Origin of the sequence: Burkholderia sp. AU31624, assembly GCF_020420065.1 — a bacterium.
In the GTDB taxonomy this organism is placed as follows: domain Bacteria; phylum Pseudomonadota; class Gammaproteobacteria; order Burkholderiales; family Burkholderiaceae; genus Burkholderia.
On the sequence record NZ_JAIZRT010000004.1, the window covers coordinates 164,962 to 181,831 of the forward strand.

At 68.4% G+C, this 16,870-nt stretch carries 16 protein-coding genes; 6 read left to right on the forward strand and 10 right to left on the reverse strand.

Translation table 11 applies throughout. The features are described from left to right. Both LGM89_RS15860 and LGM89_RS15865 read left to right on the forward strand, forming a co-directional pair. Nucleotides 1-798, forward strand: a complete 798-nt coding sequence (locus tag LGM89_RS15860; protein ID WP_226206578.1) for a response regulator transcription factor — start codon at nucleotides 1-3, stop codon at nucleotides 796-798. Nucleotides 799-976: 178 nt separating this feature from the next. Next, on the forward strand, nucleotides 977-1,798 hold the full coding sequence (locus tag LGM89_RS15865; RefSeq protein ID WP_226273384.1) for a carbon-nitrogen hydrolase family protein: 822 nt from the start codon (nucleotides 977-979) through the stop codon (nucleotides 1,796-1,798). A 30-nt stretch (nucleotides 1,799-1,828) separates the two neighbouring features. Here the strand turns inward: LGM89_RS15865 and LGM89_RS15870 are convergent, their stop codons facing one another. Genes LGM89_RS15870 through LGM89_RS15880 form a run of 3 tightly spaced genes read right to left on the reverse strand, consistent with a single transcriptional unit; the run spans nucleotide 1,829 to nucleotide 4,837 of the window. Beyond that, nucleotides 1,829-2,140 carry a hypothetical protein gene (locus tag LGM89_RS15870; protein WP_089425890.1) on the reverse strand — a complete coding sequence of 104 codons (312 nt, stop codon included), beginning with the start codon at nucleotides 2,138-2,140 and terminating at the stop codon, nucleotides 1,829-1,831. Further along, a complete protein-coding gene (locus LGM89_RS15875) occupies nucleotides 2,140-3,498 on the reverse strand; it encodes an acyclic terpene utilization AtuA family protein (RefSeq protein ID WP_226273385.1) in 1,359 nt (452 codons plus the stop codon). Before LGM89_RS15875 ends, LGM89_RS15870 begins: the two co-directional genes overlap by 1 nt. A gap of 40 nt (nucleotides 3,499-3,538) precedes the next feature. Further along, nucleotides 3,539-4,837, reverse strand: coding sequence for a CitMHS family transporter (locus LGM89_RS15880; RefSeq protein WP_089430929.1), 1,299 nt, complete (start codon nucleotides 4,835-4,837; stop codon nucleotides 3,539-3,541). 97 nt (nucleotides 4,838-4,934) lie between these two features. Here LGM89_RS15880 and LGM89_RS15885 point away from each other — a divergent pair, with 97 nt between their 5' ends. Then, nucleotides 4,935-5,831: a LysR family transcriptional regulator gene (locus tag LGM89_RS15885; RefSeq protein WP_226273386.1), complete on the forward strand. Its 897-nt coding sequence runs from the start codon at nucleotides 4,935-4,937 to the stop codon at nucleotides 5,829-5,831. Between the two features lie 21 nt (nucleotides 5,832-5,852). On the opposite strand, the gene LGM89_RS15890 is transcribed toward LGM89_RS15885, so the two are convergent. Together LGM89_RS15890 and LGM89_RS15895 are read right to left on the reverse strand one after the other, a co-directional pair. Further along, entirely contained in the window at nucleotides 5,853-6,437 is a 585-nt protein-coding gene (locus tag LGM89_RS15890; protein ID WP_089472574.1) for a flavin reductase family protein, read from the reverse strand. Nucleotides 6,438-6,569: 132 nt separating this feature from the next. Beyond that, the gene (locus tag LGM89_RS15895; RefSeq protein WP_011351673.1) at nucleotides 6,570-6,995 is read right to left on the reverse strand and encodes a VOC family protein; all 426 of its coding nucleotides are present in this window, start codon (nucleotides 6,993-6,995) and stop codon (nucleotides 6,570-6,572) included. 112 nt (nucleotides 6,996-7,107) lie between these two features. Here LGM89_RS15895 and LGM89_RS15900 point away from each other — a divergent pair, with 112 nt between their 5' ends. Beyond that, a complete protein-coding gene (locus LGM89_RS15900; RefSeq protein ID WP_226273387.1) occupies nucleotides 7,108-7,983 on the forward strand; it encodes a LysR family transcriptional regulator in 876 nt (291 codons plus the stop codon). A gap of 15 nt (nucleotides 7,984-7,998) precedes the next feature. Here the strand turns inward: LGM89_RS15900 and LGM89_RS15905 are convergent, their stop codons facing one another. From LGM89_RS15905 to LGM89_RS15920, 4 genes are read right to left on the reverse strand one after another with little or no spacing between them, the layout of a single operon-like run. After that, nucleotides 7,999-8,781 (reverse strand): hypothetical protein, encoded by a 783-nt coding sequence (locus tag LGM89_RS15905; RefSeq protein ID WP_226273388.1) that lies wholly within the window; start codon nucleotides 8,779-8,781, stop codon nucleotides 7,999-8,001. Nucleotides 8,782-8,836: 55 nt separating this feature from the next. After that, complete coding sequence (locus LGM89_RS15910) at nucleotides 8,837-11,422, reverse strand: TonB-dependent siderophore receptor (RefSeq protein WP_226273389.1); 2,586 nt, start codon at nucleotides 11,420-11,422, stop codon at nucleotides 8,837-8,839. A 54-nt stretch (nucleotides 11,423-11,476) separates the two neighbouring features. Beyond that, a complete protein-coding gene (locus LGM89_RS15915) occupies nucleotides 11,477-12,463 on the reverse strand; it encodes a FecR domain-containing protein (RefSeq protein ID WP_226273390.1) in 987 nt (328 codons plus the stop codon). A 3-nt stretch (nucleotides 12,464-12,466) separates the two neighbouring features. Then, the gene (locus tag LGM89_RS15920; protein WP_089425105.1) at nucleotides 12,467-12,976 is read right to left on the reverse strand and encodes a sigma-70 family RNA polymerase sigma factor; all 510 of its coding nucleotides are present in this window, start codon (nucleotides 12,974-12,976) and stop codon (nucleotides 12,467-12,469) included. 566 nt (nucleotides 12,977-13,542) lie between these two features. On the opposite strand from LGM89_RS15920, the gene LGM89_RS15925 reads away from it, so the two are divergent. Further along, nucleotides 13,543-14,703: a porin gene (locus LGM89_RS15925; RefSeq protein ID WP_089472568.1), complete on the forward strand. Its 1,161-nt coding sequence runs from the start codon at nucleotides 13,543-13,545 to the stop codon at nucleotides 14,701-14,703. A gap of 404 nt (nucleotides 14,704-15,107) precedes the next feature. Further along, nucleotides 15,108-16,328: a transglycosylase SLT domain-containing protein gene (locus LGM89_RS15930; RefSeq protein ID WP_226273391.1), complete on the forward strand. Its 1,221-nt coding sequence runs from the start codon at nucleotides 15,108-15,110 to the stop codon at nucleotides 16,326-16,328. A gap of 150 nt (nucleotides 16,329-16,478) precedes the next feature. Here LGM89_RS15930 and LGM89_RS15935 read toward each other — a convergent pair whose 3' ends face one another. Beyond that, a complete protein-coding gene (locus tag LGM89_RS15935; protein WP_089494611.1) occupies nucleotides 16,479-16,808 on the reverse strand; it encodes a hypothetical protein in 330 nt (109 codons plus the stop codon). Between the last annotated feature and the right edge of the window lie 62 nt (nucleotides 16,809-16,870).

Genomic DNA, 16,870 nt, shown 5'->3' on the forward strand with positions numbered 1-16,870 from the left:
ATGAACCTCACGTTGCAGGACGTCGCCTGGCACCGCTCGGTCGGGCGGCTCATCGAGTCGCTCGACCAGCCGGGCTTCTGGCTGGCGCTGATCCGGCTGATCGAGGAATACGTCGCGGTCGACAGCTGGGTCGCGCTGACGTTCGGCGACGGCCGCCCGCAGGTGTTCGCCGAATGCCCGTACGAAGGCGGCGGCCCCGACCCGCTGTTCCGCGACTACGTGCAGGGCCTGTACCAGCTCGACCCGTTCTACATCGCGAACCGCGACGCGCCGAAGAGCGGCCTGTTCCGGCTGTCCGACGTCGCGCCCGAATGCTTCCGCGATACCGAGTACTACACGCTCTATTTCACGCACAACGTCGTCGAGGACGAGGTGCAGTTCAACGTCGTGCTCGACGATGCGCGCACGCTGTGCCTGTCGCTCGGCAGCAAGCGGCGCTTCAGCCCCGAGCAGGTGGCGCTGCTCGACCTGATCCGGCCATGGGTGGCCGGGCTGATGCGGCAGCGGCTCGCGTTCGAGCCGGCCGCCGTCGAAGCCGCGGTGCCGCCGCGGGCCGGCAACCATGCGCAGGACGGCTTCGAGCGCGCGATGGCGCGGCTCGGCACGCCGCTCACCGCGCGCGAACTCGACGTGATCCGGCTGATCCTGAGCGGGCGCTCGAACAAGGAAGTCGCGAACAAGCTGGCGATCTCCGCCGAAACGGTCAAGGTCCATCGCCGCAACATCTACGGGAAGCTCGCCATCAACTCGCAATCGGAGCTGTTTTCGCTGTTCCTGAACGCGCAAGCCCGCACCTGACACGCATCGAGGGTCGCGCGTGCCGGTGCTCGCCGGCACCGGCGGCATCACGGATCAATACCCCCGAAGGGTTAACGCGCCGGCGGGATGGGCAATCCGCCGCTTCGGCGCATACTGGTGCCTCCCTACCCACCCTTCCGGCGCCATCGGCGACGGGCCCCTGCATACCGACATCGCCATGAAACTGAAGCTCGATATCGTCCAGCTCGCCGGTCGCGACGGCGACACGCCCTACAACCTGCAACGCACGCTCGACGCGATCGCCACCTGCGCACCGGGCACCGACATCGTGATGTTTCCTGAAGCGCAGCTCACCGGCTTCCTCGATTCGTCGAATCTCGCGGAATGCGCCGAGCCGCTCGACGGCCCGAGCGTCGGCGCGGTCATGGCAGCCGCTCGCGCACGCGAGGTGGCGGTCGTGGTCGGGCTGATCGAGAACGACGGCGGCCGCTTCTACAACACGACCGTCTTCGTCACGCCGGACGGCATCGCGCTGCGCTATCGCAAGACGCATCTGTGGGTGAGCGAGCACGGCGTCGTGCTGCCCGGCGACCGTTACGCGACGATCGAATGGCGCGGCGTGCGGATCGGCCTGCTGATCTGCTACGACAACGAATTCCCCGAAACCGGCCGCGCGCTCGCCGCGCTCGGCGCCGAGCTGATCCTCATCACCGACGGCAACATGGAGCCGTACCGCCCCGTCCACCGCACGTCGGCCACGGCGCGGGCGATGGAGAACCAGGTGTTCGCGGTGGTCGCCAACCGCGTCGGCGGCAGCGCGCACGACGTCGTGTTCGCGGGCGGCAGCCTCGCGGCCGATCCGTTCGGTAACCTGATCTTCGAGGCCGGCAATACCGAATCGCGTCATGCGGTCGAACTCGATTTCGACCAGCTCGCCGCGTCGCGCGCGGTCTACGACTATCGCCGCGATCAGCGCCTGCACGTCGCAGGCGAACGCATCGAGCATGCCAACGGCCTGCGCGAACTGCTGATTCCTTAAGCGGCTGCCCGCCTCCGGCGGCGACATCCGTCACGCCGGGGCGGGCACCTCGATCGCCAGCAGCGCCGAACTGACCGACTTGCCGTGCGCGTCGAGCGCGAGCGAGCGCGTGACGCCGCCGCCGAGCGCATCGCGCAGCACGAAATTGAATGCGCCGAGCGCCGGCAGTTCATAGCGCACGACGTCGCCGTGCACGATGCCCGCGAGCCACGCCTTCACGGCGTCGGCATCCAGATGCGTGCGCAGGTGATCGTAATGACGCGGATCGTGGCAGATCACCGACACGTTCAGCGTATTGCCCTTGTCACCGGTGCGCGCATGCGCGAGTTCACGCAGTTGCATCATGCCTCCACGAATGAAAACGACGGCGTCACGGCCGCGCGCGGCAGCAGCACCGACTGCACCGCGATCACCTCGCGCGTCGACTTGAACGCGCCGCCGCCGCCGGCCGGCCCGTTCGTATAGAGCGTCTCGACTTCGTTGCCGATGCGCGCGGCTTCGGCGGCGCTCGCCGCACGGCCGGCCACCCGCACGCGCACCTCGGCCGGTTCGCCGCGCACGGCCGGCGTCGCGTCGCCATACAGCGCATCGACACCGATCAGGTCGAAGCGCAACTCGGTCGCGGCGACGCCGGTCAATGCCAGCCGTTCCCGGACAATGTCGAGCGCGAGACGCGCGCGTTCGAGCGCGCCCGGCCCGCCGTACGAGATCTGGCCTTCACCGATCCAGCCGTCGACGTAAGCCACCGATACCTTCAGCGTGTCGGGCCGCGCGGCGCCGCGCCCGCCCGTCACGCGCACGCGATCGGTCGCCTCCTCGGCGACGGTAACCTGCGTGAAATCCGCGACGACATCGGGCTGCAGATAGCGCGCCGGGTCGTGAATCTCGTAGAGCAGCTGTTCCTTGCAGGTCGCCGCGCTCACGCGGCCGCCCGCGTGCGGCACCTTGGTGATCACGAGCGTGCCGTCGGCCGCCACTTCGCCGATCGGAAATCCGAGCCGCGCGAGGTTCGGCACGTCCTTGTAGCCGGGATCGGCGAAATAGCCGCCGGTCACCTGCCCCGCGCATTCGAGCAGGTGGCCGACGACCGTCGCGGCGCCAAGCGTGTCCCAGTCATCCATCCGCCAGCCGAACGCGTGAATCAGCGGCGCGGCGAACAGCGACGGATCGGCGACGCGCCCGGTCAGCACGACGTCCGCGCCGGCCGCGAGCGCATCGACGATCGGCGCGGCGCCGAGGTACGCGTTCGCGGACACGATGCGGTCGCGATACGCGGCGACGTCGTCGCCCGATTCCTCGAAGCGGAATGCGCCGCGCAGCACGACGTCGAGCACGTCGTCGCCCTCGACCGCCGCGACCTTCAGCTTCGCGAAACCCAGCGATTGCGCGATTTGCGCGGTGCGCCGCGCGGCCGCACGCGGATTCGCCGCGCCCATGTTCGACACGATGCGCACGCCCTTTGGTGCTGCAACCGGCAGCACCGCCTGCATCCGCGCGTCGAGCAGCGGGTCGTAGCCGAGTGCCGGATCCTGGCGCCGCGCCTGCTGCGCGGTCGCGATCGTGCGCTCGGCCAGGCATTCGAAGACGAGATAGTCGAGCTGCCCGTGTTCGGCCAGTTCGACCGCGGGCTCGATCCGGTCGCCCGAGTAGCCGGCGCCCGCGCCGATGCGCACGCGCCGTTCAGGTTGCTTTGCTGTCATGTCCTTACCGTCGTCCGGCGGCGGTCACCGCCGGGAAAGATCAAAAGATGCCCAGCACGACGCACGCGATCGTCATCACGATCGAGGCGCCGAACAGCAGCGGGAACGTGAATTTCTGGTGCTCGGCCAGCTCGATGCCGCACAGGCCGACGACGAGGAAGGTCGCGGGCGTCAGCGGGCTGACCGGGAACCCGGTCGTCATCTGGCCGAGCAGCGCAGCCTGCCCGACCTGCACGGCCGGCACGCCGAGCTGGCCTGCCACCTCCGCGATCACGGGCAGCACGCCGAAGTAGAACGAATCGGGATCGAACAGCATGCTGAGCGGCATCGACGCGAGGCCGAGCACCACCGGAATGTGGCCGGCCATCGACGGCGGCACGAAGCCGACCGCCGCCTGCGCCATCGCCTTCAGCATTCCGCTGCCCTGCATGATCCCCGTGAACACACCGGCCGCGAGCAGGATGCCGGCCATCATCAGCGCGGCGCGCGCATGCGCGTCGATGCGCTTTCTCTGCATGTCGACGTCCGGGTAGTTCACCATCAGCGCGATGCACAGCCCGACCATGAACATGATCGCGGGCGGAATCTTCTCGCCCATCACGACCATCGTGCCGAGCACGACGAGCGTCAGCACGAGGTTGAACCAGAACAGGTGCGGCCGGCGCAGCGCCTGCTCGTCGGGCGTCAGCTCGCGCTTCGGCAGCGGAATCGACGCGTCGTCGCGCGACAGGCCGAGCCGCTTCTCCTCGCGCCGCCCGAGCCAGTACGCGACGCCGAACACGAACACGAGCCCGATCGCCTGCACCGGGATCAGCGGATTGAACAGCGCGGACACCGGCAGGTGCAGCGACGCCGACGCGCGGATCATCGGCCCCGTCCACGGCAGGAAGTTGATGCCCGCGGCCATCGACACCGCGGCGGCCAGCACGCGCCGGTCCATCTTCAGCCGGTCGTACAGCGGCAGCACGGCCGGAATCGTCACGAGGAAGCAGACGGCGCCCGAGCCGTCGAGGTGAATCAGCAGCGCGAGCAGCGTCGTACCCATCACGATGCGCGTGGGCCGCGTGCCGACCGCGCGCAGGATGCGGTCGATGATCGGGTCGAGCGTGCCGGCGTCGGTGATCGTCCCGAAATAGAGGATCGCGAACACGAACATCCCGACGACGGGCGCGAGCCCCTTCAGCCCGTCGATGACGAACTTGCTGGTGTGCAGCCCGAAGCCGCCGATCAGCGACGCGGCGATCGGCACGATGATCAGCGCGACGAGCGGCGACATCCGCTTCGACAGAATCGCGGCCAGCAGCACGACGATCGTGCCCAGCCCGAGTAACGGCAGCATCCGTGTCTCCTACCTTGTCTTTTGTTGGAGACGAGCGTAAGGTCGGCGCAGCGATAGCACAATTGAAATGATTTGATCGCAGCAATCACGAACCGTTATGGATCTGAATCTTCGCGACATTCGCGCGTTCGTCACCGTCGCGCAGGCCGGCAACTTCACGCGTGCGGCCGCGCGCCTGCACCTGTCGCAGCCGGCGCTGACCGTGCAGATCCGCCGGCTCGAGGAGATCGTCGGCGCGCGCCTCTTTGACCGCAACAGCCGCAGCGTCGCGCTCACGCAGACCGGGCGCGAGCTGCTGCCGCTGCTGCAACGCTCGCTCGACGACATGGAGCGCGTGCTGCGCGACGCGCGTGCGCTCGGCGAAGGCACGAGCGGCACGGTGCGGCTCGCGTGCCTGCCGACCTTCGCGTCCAGCGTGCTGCCCGAGCTGATCCAGTCGTTCCGGCGCGAGGTGCCGCTTGCGGGCTTCGAGATCCGCGACGGCGTCGCGAGCCTCGTCACCGCGCTCGTGCGCAACGAGGAAGCCGATCTCGGCTTGACGGGCGGCGACACCTTCGATGCGTCGCTGGAGGTGCTGTATGCGGGCGCCGACCGGCTCGTCGCCGTGTGCCCGAAGGATCATCCGCTCGCGCGCAAGCGCCGCTTGACCACGGCGGACGTCGCGGCCGTGCCGCTCGTGCTCACCGCACAGGGCACGAGCGTGCGCAGCGTCGTCGATGCCGCGCTGGACGCGGCCGGCTGCACGCCCGCCATCGCGTGCGAACCCACCTACATGATGACGGCCGTCGCGATGGTGCGCGGCGGCCTCGGCGTGACGATCCTGCCCGCAACCGCGCGCGAGGTGCGCGCCGAGCCCGAGCTGGTCGCGAAGCCGATCGACGACCCTGCGTTCGTGCGGCCGATCGCGCTCGTCACGAAGCGCGACCGCACGCTGCCGCGCGTCGCGCAGGCGTTCGCAGAAACCATGCTGACGGAATTGAACAAGCGCGCATGAACCGCGCGCCCGGATCGGTGCTTACTTCGCGTCCGGATCGACGTGCAGCGATTCGCCGATCGCATAGAAATTGCCGCCCGCGATGTAGTGCAGGCTGCGCAGCGCCGGATCGGCCGATTCGAAATACCAGTGGCCGTCGCGGAACACGCGCGTGTCGGACCACGCCGCGACCACCTCGCCGATGAACAGGTCGTAGGTCTGCTGGTTGTGCGGCTCCGGAATCAGCTTGCACGCGAGCCAGCCCGAACAGCCGGCGACGAACGGCAGGTCGTGGCCTTCGACGTCGAACAGCGTGACGCCCGCTTCGCGCAGCTTGTCGGGCCGCTCCGCGAGACTGTGGCTGCCGACCGCATGCGTGAGCCGCAGCTGCGCGGCGGTCGGCACCTGGATCACGAACGTGCCGCTGCGCTCGACGAGCTCGCGCGTCTTCGCGGTCTTGTCGAGCACGACCGTCAGCTTCGGCGGCAGGAAATCCAGCGCGCACGCCCACGCGGCAGCCATCACGTTGTCGACGCCAGCGTGGCGGGCCGACACGAGCACGGTCGGGCCGTGGTTGAGGAGACGGTAGGCCTTCTTCAGCTCCACCGGAGCGATGTGACTGTCCATACGGGTTCCTTGGAGAACGGCTCGCACGGACGGATGCCGTGCGGCGCGGCGCCGGCCGGTGCGCAGGCGCGCAGCCGGGCCGGAGGCCGCATTCTCGCACCCAATGTCGATCGGTGCTGACCGCGCCGCCGGTCACTTCGCGAACAACTGGCCGATGTCGCGGAACGCCTTGAATTCGAGCGCGTTGCCGCACGGGTCGAACAGGAACATCGTCGCCTGTTCGCCGACCTGCCCCTGGAACCGCACATACGGCTCGATCACGAAGGTCACGCCGAACGACTTCAGCCGCTCGGCCAGCGCTTCCCAGCTCGGCCAGTCGAGCACGATCCCGAAATGCGGCACCGGCACGTCGTGACCGTCCACCGCGTTCGTATGCGCGCCTTCCTGCGACGCGGTCTTCGGATGTTCGTGGATCACGAGCTGGTGCCCGTAGAAGTCGAAGTCGACCCACTGCGCGCTCGAGCGCCCTTCTGCCAGCCCGAACACACGGCCGTAGAAATCGCGCGCGGCCGGCAGGTCGTAGACGGGAATCGCCAGGTGAAACGGGGAAAGACTCATGGTGGCCTCGTGATGGAACGCTCGCGTGGCGCGAGGACGGCACCATGGTAGTCAAGGTCAAGCAGAAATTAAATCAATATATAGTTGCGTCATTCACAAACAGAATTGATCAATGATCCGCGAACTGAAAACCCTCGTCGCCGTCGCCCGGGAAGGCACGTTCGCCGCGGCCGGCAACCGTATCGGGCTCACGCAGGCGGCTGTCAGCGCGCAGATGCAGCGGCTCGAAGCCGAGCTCGGCTTCGTGCTGTTCGACCGGCAAGGCCGCTCGGCGCGGCTCAACGAGATGGGTCATCACGTGCTCGACCAGGCGCAGGCGCTGATCGGCCTGTACGAGAACCTGAGTTCGACGTCGCCCGGCTCGCCCGCCGCCGTGCGCGTGACGATCGGCGCGATCGCGTCGGTGCAGAGCGCGCTGCTGCCGGCCGCGCTCGCCGATTTCCATCGCCGGCATCCCGCGTGCCGCACGCGCGTGATACCGGGGCTGTCGATCGAGCTGGTCAACCGGGTCGATGCGGGCGAGCTCGACATGGCCGCGATCATCCGGCCGCCGTTTTCGCTGCAGAGCGACCTGCACTGGACGACCCTCGTGCAGGAGCCGTTCCGGCTGATCGTGCCGCGCGGCGTGAAGGGCAAGGACTGGGCCGAGCTGCTCGCGCGCGAGCCGTTCGTGCGCTACGACCGCGCGTCGTTCGGCGGCCGCCAGGTCGACCGCTTCCTGAGGAAGATGCACATCGCGGTGCGCGACACGTGTGAGCTCGACGAGCTCGACGCGATCGTCAAGCTCGTCGAGAACGGCGTCGGCGTCGCGCTCGTCCCGCAGACGGCCGTGTATCGCCGCTGGCCGGCCGGCGTGCGCGCGCTCGACCTCGGGCATCACACGTTCCACCGCGACATCGGGCTCGTGCATCGCGCACGGCGCACGATGTCGGAGCCGGCGCAAATGCTCGCGCAACTGATCGAGGCGGCGGCGCGGCAGCCGGCCTAGCGCCGAGGCTGACGATCAGCGCCGCCCGGCCGCCCAGTCGACGGCCGCGTCGAACAGCGCGACACCGGCCGGCGACAGGTTCACGAACGTGTCGTTGTCGAGGAAGAACATCACACGACGCGCCGGCGCGAGCGCTTCGTAGTCCATCGTCGCGCCCTTCTCGTACGCGAAGATCGCGGCCTTGTCGGGCTGGCCGTACACGGTCGCGATCGTGATCGCGCCGAGCCCCGGCTTGCCCCAGCTCATCGGCGCCTGCTTGCCGTACACGTTCGTCGTGCCGGCCGGCAGCCCGGCCGAGATCGGGTGCGGTGCATTGACGAGCCACAGGTAGCGCTCCTTGCCCGTTTCGCCGAAGTCGACGTCATGACGCTTGCCCGTCATCGCGAAATCGTCGAGCAGGTCGTTTTCCCAGGTCACGAGCGGCTTGTCGAGCGTGCGCCAGCCCGGCCGCACGTTCTTCGACGACACCGTCGACGAAATCACGACCAGGTCGGCATCGCGCGCCGCATCGGGCGTCGACGACTCGTCGATCAGCCGCACCGCGTAGCCGCGTTCGCCGAGATGCTGGACGATGCGTTCATCGACCTTCAGGTTCGGGCCGCGCAACTGCACGAGCATCGCGACGCGCGTGACGGCCTGCTGCGGCGCATCGGCCGCCCACGCGGGGGCGACCACCCCCGCGCCGAGGCCCAGGCCCGCGCCGATCGCGAGCACCGAGCCCGCGATCGCACGCAAGGCGCGACGCCGCGCGCTCGCGGCCACGGCGCGCACGGCGCCGGTCTTCATGTTCCGGTTCATCTGGATCTTCTCCGAAGCCGCGCGCCGCCGTGACGGCCGCGCGGCGATTGCGTGGTCAGAACTGCAGCGTGGTGAGCAGCGACACCTGTCGTGCATCGCCGATCGCGACGAAGTAACGGTTCGCGCTCGACGGGTAGTACGTGCGATTGAAGAGGTTCTTCACGTTGAGCTGGAACGACAGCTTCTGCTTGCCGATCCGCGTGTCGTACGTGGCGAATGCATCGGCGAGCACGTACGACGGCAGTGTGAAGCTGTTCGCCGAATCGCCGGGCCGCGCGCCGACGTAGCGCACGTCCGCGCCGATGCGCAGGTCGTCGCCGCCGGCCACCGTGCCGAAGTCGTAGACGGCCGCGAGCGACGCGGTGTGGCGCGCGACGTTCCACAGCTGGTTGCCCGCGTACAGCGGATCCTCGGTCGTCTTCGCGTCGATGTACGCATAGCTCGCGATCACGTTCACGCGCTCGCCGAGCTTGCCCGACACGTCGAGCTCGATCCCGCGCGAGCGCGCCTTGCCCGACGTGCGCCAGTCGGTCAGCTTGGTCGCGTCGTTGTACTGCGAGACGAGCACGTTCTTCTTGTCGATATTGAAGAGCGCGAGCGTGCCCGTCATCCCGCCCGGCAGGTCGAGCTTGCCGCCCACTTCCCACGCGGTCGCTTCCTCGGGCGGCGTCGCGCCGTCGATGATGTAGCCCGTCATCGGCGCGATCGACGACGACGGCTTCAGCGATTGCGAATAGCTGCCGTACAGCGAGAACGTGTCGGTCCACTTGTAGACGACACCCGCGCGCGGCAGCCACTTCGAGCCGCTGAGATCGGTGTTCGCGACGAATGGCCGCCCGCGCCCCGCGACCTGGTTGTACGTGATGTAGCGCAACCCGCCCGACACGATCCACTTGTCGGTCAGGTGGATCGTGTCCTGCACGAACGCGGACGCATCGTGCAGCGTGTCGGTCTGGTCGCTGTCGCTCGCCGACACCGTGCTCGATGGCGGCAGCAGCCCGTAGACGGGGTTGAGATAGTTGAACGGCGTCTTCACGGCCTGCCGCAGCATGTCCTTGCGGTAGATGCGGCGGTATTCGGTATCGAAGCCGACCTGCACGTCGTGCCGCATCCCGCCCAGCACCAGCTTGCCGTTCACGTAGCCGATCCCGTAGCTGTCGGTGCTGAGCGAGCCGTGCGTCGCGTCGTTGCTGCGCGTCATCGTGCCCTTCACCGGATCGACACCTGTCGTGCGCAACTGGTTCGCGTCGTACGTCTCGCGGTTGTAGCTGTAGCCGAAATGCGCGCTCCAGTCGGCGTTGAACTGGTGATCGACGCTCACCTGCGCGAGGTGCGATTCGCCGTCCATGTTGTTGAACGGCTCGTCGATGCGCCGCCGCGCGGGAATGTCGAGCGGCGCGTTGGTGCGCGGATCGAGCGCGGTGCCGCGATCGAACGGCGAATGGAATGTGCGGTACTGGTAGGACACCGCGACCTGCGTATCGCGGCCGTACCACGCGAGCGACGGCGCGACGAAGGTCTGCCGGTATTCGCCGAAGTTGCGCCAGTACTGCTCGTTCGACTGGTCGACGATCAGCCGGTACGCGAGCCGCGAATCGCCGACCGGCCCGGTCGAGTCGAAGGTCGCGCTGCCGCCGTTCTTGCCGTGCCCGAACGTCGACGCGCCGAGCGAGATCGCGTTGTAGCGCTTGAGCTGCGGCTGCCTGGTGACGACGTTGACCACGCCGCCCGGGTCCATCAGCCCGTACAGCAGCGACGTCGGCCCCTTCAGCACCTCGACGCTGTCGACCGCCGCGTTGAACGCGCGCCCCTGCACGAGCGGCATCCCGTTCTGCATGATCGAGCCGTCGCGGTTGCCGCCGAAGCCGCGCTTCATGATCGTGTCCTGCGTGCCCGCGAGCGTGTTGCCCTGCGTGATGCCGCTGACGTTGCCGAGCGCGTCGTCCAGGTTGCGCGGGCGCTGGTCGCGCAGCACCTGCGCGGGAACGATGTTGACGGCCTGCGCGGTGTCGAGCAGCGGGATCTCGGAACGCAGCACACCCGCTTCCTTCGGCGCGCGATAGCTTTCGGCACGCAGCGCGCGGGTGCGTACATTGATCGCGGGCAACTCCGCGCCCGCCGCGACGCCGGCCGCCGCGGGCCGTGCGACCGAACCGTCCGCGCGCTTGAGCGTGTAACCGCCGCCCGATTGCCGCAACGCGACGAGCCCCGTGCCCGCGAGCAGGCGGTCGAGCGCGCCGTCGACGTCGAAGCGCCCCTGCACGCCGCCGCTCGTCAGGCCGGCGGTCAGCTCCGCCGGAAACGCGAGCAGGATCCCCGCGTCGCGGCCGAACCGGTTCAGCGCCGCTTCGAGCGGCCCGGCCGGAATGTCGAACGCACGGCGCGCCGCGCGCTGCGCGGCCGGCGCCGCATCGGTGTCGGTGTCGGCCAGCGCGGGCAGCGGCAGCAGCGCCGACACCAGGACGGCGCCGGCCAGCCGGCGCGCGAGGCGACCCGGCGCGGCGGATGCGGCGGATGCGGCCGGGTGCGATGCGCGCGGCAGAGGTCGGGCAGGCGCCGGACGGCGCCGATACGTGAGACGGATGGAAACCATGATCGGGAGGTCGGTGGACGATGGGCCAGTGCTGCTTTCATTACCCATGTCACGCGAACATCGAGAAACAGCTCAGGTCAGCGGAAAATTTTTTCGACGGGCTCACGAACGGGCCGGTACGACCGTCGCCCAGTAGCGCGTCAGGTAGTGAACGTCGATCGGCAGCGTCGCCTTCAACGTGTCGAGCACGCGCGCGGGATCGTCGAGCGGATAGGTGCCCGACACGCGCAGGTCGGCCACGGCCGCGTCGCAGCGCAGACTGCCGCGGCGGTAGCGGTCGAGTTCGGCGACGAGGTCGGCCAGCCGCATGCGCGATGCGACGAGCATGCCGCCCGTCCACGCGGACGCATACACATCGAGCGGCGCCGGCGCACCGATCATGTCGCGCGTGAAATCCGCGCCCTCTCCGGCCGCGATCACGCGCGCGTCGGCCGTCGCATCGTCGGGCTGCACGCGCACGGCCCCGGCGAACACCTCGACACGGGTCGCGCCGTCGCGCTGCCGCACCGCGAAGCGCGTGCCGAGCGGCCGCAGTTCGCCCTGTGCCGTCGCGACGACCAGCGGCCGCGCGGGCACGCGATCGTCATGGCCGCTCGTCACCATGATCGTGCCGCGCAACAGGCGCAGGCCGCGCGTCGTATCGTCGAAGCGCACGTCGAGCGCCGTGTCGGTATCGAGGACGACGACCGTGCGATCCGCGAGCGTCACCGTGCGCCGCTCGCCGACCGCCGTGCGCAGGTCCGCCGGCCAGATCGCCGCGCGCCGCGCGGGTTCGGCCATCCATGCGGCACCGCCCGCGCACAGCAGCACGGCCAGCGCCTTCACGGCCGCGCGACGGCGGCCCGCCCGCGGCGGCAGCAGCGCCGCCTGCGCGGCCTGCGGGTCGAGCCCGGCCGCCAGCCCGCCGAACCTGCGCTGCATCGTTTCGATATGACGCCATGCCGCGTCGTGCGCCGGATCCTCGGCGCGCCAGCGCGCGAGCGCGGCGTCGAACGCTTCGTCGGTGCGGCCGGCCTGCCGGTCGACCCACCATTCCACCGCGCGCCGCGCCACCTGCGGCGGCACCGCCGGCGCTCCCGGGGCGGCCATCGGTCAGGCCGCCATCGCGAAGAAGCACTGCGTGCCGGCCTTCACGAGATAGCGTTTCACCGTCGCCAGCGACACGCCGAGTTCGCGCGCGATCTCGGCCTGCGTGAGCCCGTCGAGCTGCGCGAGCAGGAACGCCCGCTTCGCCGCGAGCGGCAAGCCGTCGAGCAGCCGGTCAATTTCAAGCAGGGTCTCGAGCACGACGGCCCGCTCCTCCGGCGACGGCGCATGCGCTTCGGGGCGCAGCGCGAGCGCATCGAGATACGCGCGCTCGATCTGTTCGCGCCGCCAGTGATTGCTCAGCACGCGCTGCGCGACCGTCGTCAGGAATGCGCGCGGCTCATCGGCGCCGATCGGCTCGTCGCGCGCAAGCAGGCGCATGAACGTGTCATGCGCGAGATCGGCCGCGCGGTGCGCGCAACCGAGCTTCCGGCTCAACCAGCCGCGCAGCCACGCGTGGTGGCCGGTGTAGAGGGCGTCGATTTCTCGATGGAGAGACAGCTTGTCAGCAGACATGGCCGGGTTCCGGGAGGCGCAGGCGTCAACGATTTTGTAAATGAGAATGATTATTATATACAAAACCAGATCGGCGACCGGCGTTTCGGTGCGCGGGGGGTGGTGGCTGCGCTGGGGCGGGCGGCGTGGTGCTGTCGGTCACGCCGGCGTGACACACGCACGACGTTCCACACGCGCAGCACCCGTGATGATGAATCGGTCACCCAACCGTGAGGCCGTCGCCGGCCGCACGCGCCGCGTAATTAACACATTCATTACCCCCGGGCCAATTCGATTCATTCAATAATTATTTGACGGATCGATAACAATATCCCGGCCATCCCGATTCCTCCGCGAAATGCCCGAAATTATCGCGAGATATGCAAGCCGCAATGGCCAAATCGCGAAATGTCAATCGATTGATACGCAATTTTCAACAATTCAAATCCCTCGATCGCGGTAATCGGAGGACATCCCTGTCTGCGTCAGGCCACAAAAGAGAATTTCATTTTTGCCGTTTTAATCGGGCTCGGTAGTCTCCTGCCATTCCGGATCACGCACACAAGCCAATGCGCAAGGAGATGACAATGAAACGCACGACCCTCTCGCTGATTTCCGTCGCGTCATTCGCGGCGATACCCGTCGCGCAGGCGCAGTCGAGCGTCACGCTGTATGGCGTGATCGACACGTCGATCACCTACGTGAACCATGCGCAGGGCAAGGACAATGCGTGGATGCTCGGCAACAGCAGCGCGGGCAACCTGGCCGGCAGCCGCTGGGGCGTGAAAGGCACCGAGGATCTCGGCGGCGGGCTCAAGGCGCTGTTCCAGCTCGAGAACGGCTTCGACCCGAGCAACGGCCGGATGGGCCAGGGCGGCCGCCTGTTCGGCCGGCAGGCGTTCGTCGGCCTGACGAGCGACCGCTACGGCACGCTCACGTTCGGCCGTCAGTACGATCCGCTCGTCGATCTCGTGCAAGGCATCACCGCCGACAACTATCTGGGCAGCGTGTTCGCGACGGCGGGCGACGTCGACAACTACGACAACAGCTTCCGCGTCGACAACGCGGTGAAGTACACGTCGGCCGTCTATTCGGGCCTGCAGTTCTCGGCGATGTACTCGTTCGGCGGCATCGCCGGCAGCACCGGCGCCGCGAATTCGTATTCGGCCGCCGTGTCGTACAGCAACGGGCCGTTCAGCGTCGCGGGCGGCTACTTCCACACGACCAACAGCCCCGCGTCGAACACGCAGCGCACCGGCTGGACCAGCTCGTCGGACGGCACGTTCGACGGCCCGGTCAACAGCGGCTACGCGAGCGCGCATTCGATCGGCATCGCGCGCATCGCGGGCCAGTACGTCGCCGGCCCGTTCACGGTCGGCCTCGGCTACAGCAACGCGCAGTACCGCCGCGATGGCAGCTCGGTGTTCGGCTCGAACGAGCACTACAACACGGGGCAAGGCTTCGTGAACTACCAGGCAACGAACGCATTGCTTGTCGGCGTCGGCTACAGCTATACGCGCTCGGGCGGCGACACGTCGGCCACCTATCACCAGGTATCGGCCGGCGCGGACTACACCCTGTCGAAGCGCACCGATGTCTACCTGAGCGCCGCGTACCAGCACGCCAGCGGCCAGACCGGCGACGGCCAGGGCGGCTCGATGGCCGCGCAGGCGTCGATCGGTTCGTACGGCTATGCGGGCACGAGCTCGCAGACGATGGTCAACCTCGGCCTGCGGCACCGCTTCTGATGCGAGACGGCCGGCTGCGCGCCGCGCGGCCGGTCGGGTGCGCGTTCACCGATACGGCGGCTTCGGCCGCCGTTGCTTTTGAATCGCCCTTCCCTTTTCATCCCGGATATCGACTTCTGCGCGATTTCCATCCGGTTTGATTCAGCACCGATTTCCGCAAGTAAATGACGCGACGCGTCAGTATTCCGGCCCCGCCATTACGCTGGTATTCGCGCGAAAATCCGGCCATTTTTACCGATAATGCTTCGCCGAACCGCGTGATCCGACGCGATAAAAATGCGTGGCGAACGCATGGGCAAATGCAAAGGAAAGTTTGACGCGAGCCATTTGCGTGCGCGCTATGGCACACTTCGCGTCTGCGTAATTTCCTTGCACCGGGCGGCCGGTTTCCGCCCCATCCTGCCATGCCGCGTCAGACAACCCGTTCGATCAGCCGAGATACGCTGAAAATCGCCGCGACGATTGCGCTGTCGTGCGCGCTCGCCGGCGTCGCGCGGGCCGATTGCCTCGACGACGCGGCCGCGTTCCAGCACGTGAGCGTCAGCCTGATGCGCGGCATCGCGCAGGTCGAGTCGGGCATGAATCCGAGCGCCGTCAACACCAACACGAACGGCACGGTCGACATCGGCCTGATGCAGATCAACAGCACCTGGCTGCCGACGCTCGCGCGCGAAGGCATCACGCGGGAGAGCCTGTTCGATGCCTGCACGAACGCGTACGTCGGCGCGTGGATCCTGTCGCAGAACATTCGCCAGCTCGGCGCCAACTGGAACGCGATCGGCGCGTACAACTCCGCCTCGCCCGACAAGCGCCTCGCGTATGCGCGCAAGGTCTATGATGCAATCCGGACCATGCCGGATTCGCCGGATACTCCCATGCCCATCCTTCCACCGTCCTTTACGCCGCCGCAACAGGCCCAGGCGTACAACCCGTTCGCGAGCCTGAGCGTGTCCGCCCCGCAGCAGGTCACGCGTCCGCGCACGATTTCGTCGGCTCCGCCGCCTCCGCCGCCGCAGGGCGGCCCCGCCGGCCCGGCCGGCTCGTACAACTTCGGATGGACGGTCACGGGGGCGGACCAGGCGAAGCCGACCCAGGTCTTCGACGACGGCGCGCGGATCTACGTGCAGTTCAGCGACATGAAGCACGTGCCGGCGATCTTCACCGAGACGTCGTCCGGGCGCGTGCTGATGTCGTGGGAGCTGCAGTTTCCGTATGCCGTCCTGACGCGTCCCGCGCAAACGTTAATCTTCCAGCTCGGGCCGTTCGAGGCGCGCGCGCAGCGTAGCGCGGGCAATGGCGCCGGGATGACGGCGCAGGCCGGGACGGGGGGCGCGGCTGCGGCCGCCGGATCGAAAAAGTCGGCGAATACGGCGACGAGTACGGCAGCCAATCCGGCCGCAGCGACCGCGGCAAAACGCACGGCGTCGGCCGATGCGCTGTGGTACGTGAATACGCCTTCGACGTCGGGAACCGCGGCGGCCTCGCCATCGACCGCGAACATGCCGGCCACGCTGCCGACCGCGATCACGTCGAACACGCCGCCGCCCGCGCCGGCCCAGGTGCCGGCTGCAGCCGCTCAGCCGTCGCGCGCCAGCGCGGATGCGCTGTGGTACATCTCGAAGTAGCGCACCGCCGATCGCGCGCGTCGCGCGGCGATCATTACGCCACGGTCGGCGGCAGCTTGGGCGCGTTCATGTCGTCCACCCGGTCCGGATAGCGCGACGTCGACGGCGCGCGCTCGTGTACCCGCACGCACGCCGCCACCGGCCACCCCCTCACCCGCGCCGCACCCAGATCACCTTGCCGTCGCGAATGCCGAGATTGCGGCGTTCCTGCCGGTAATCCATCGTGCCCGGCAACGACTTGCCGTCACGCTCGAGCACGCGCCACAGGCAGCCGTCCAGTTGCGCCGCCGCATCGGCCTCGGTCTTGCCGACCAGCGCGTCGTCCGGCCCCGCGTCCGCCTTGCAGGCCTGCGACGTGCGTGCCGGCTCGCCATTCATCACCATGCCGCCCGCGGTCGCATTCTTCGTTTTCATGTCCGTGCATCCCGCAAACGTTGCGCCCGCAACCAGCGCCATCATCACCGCGATCGTCTTCTTCATCGGATACTCCCTGTTGCGCCCGGTGGAACCTGTGCGGGGTTTCCGCCGACCGGGCGTTGCAT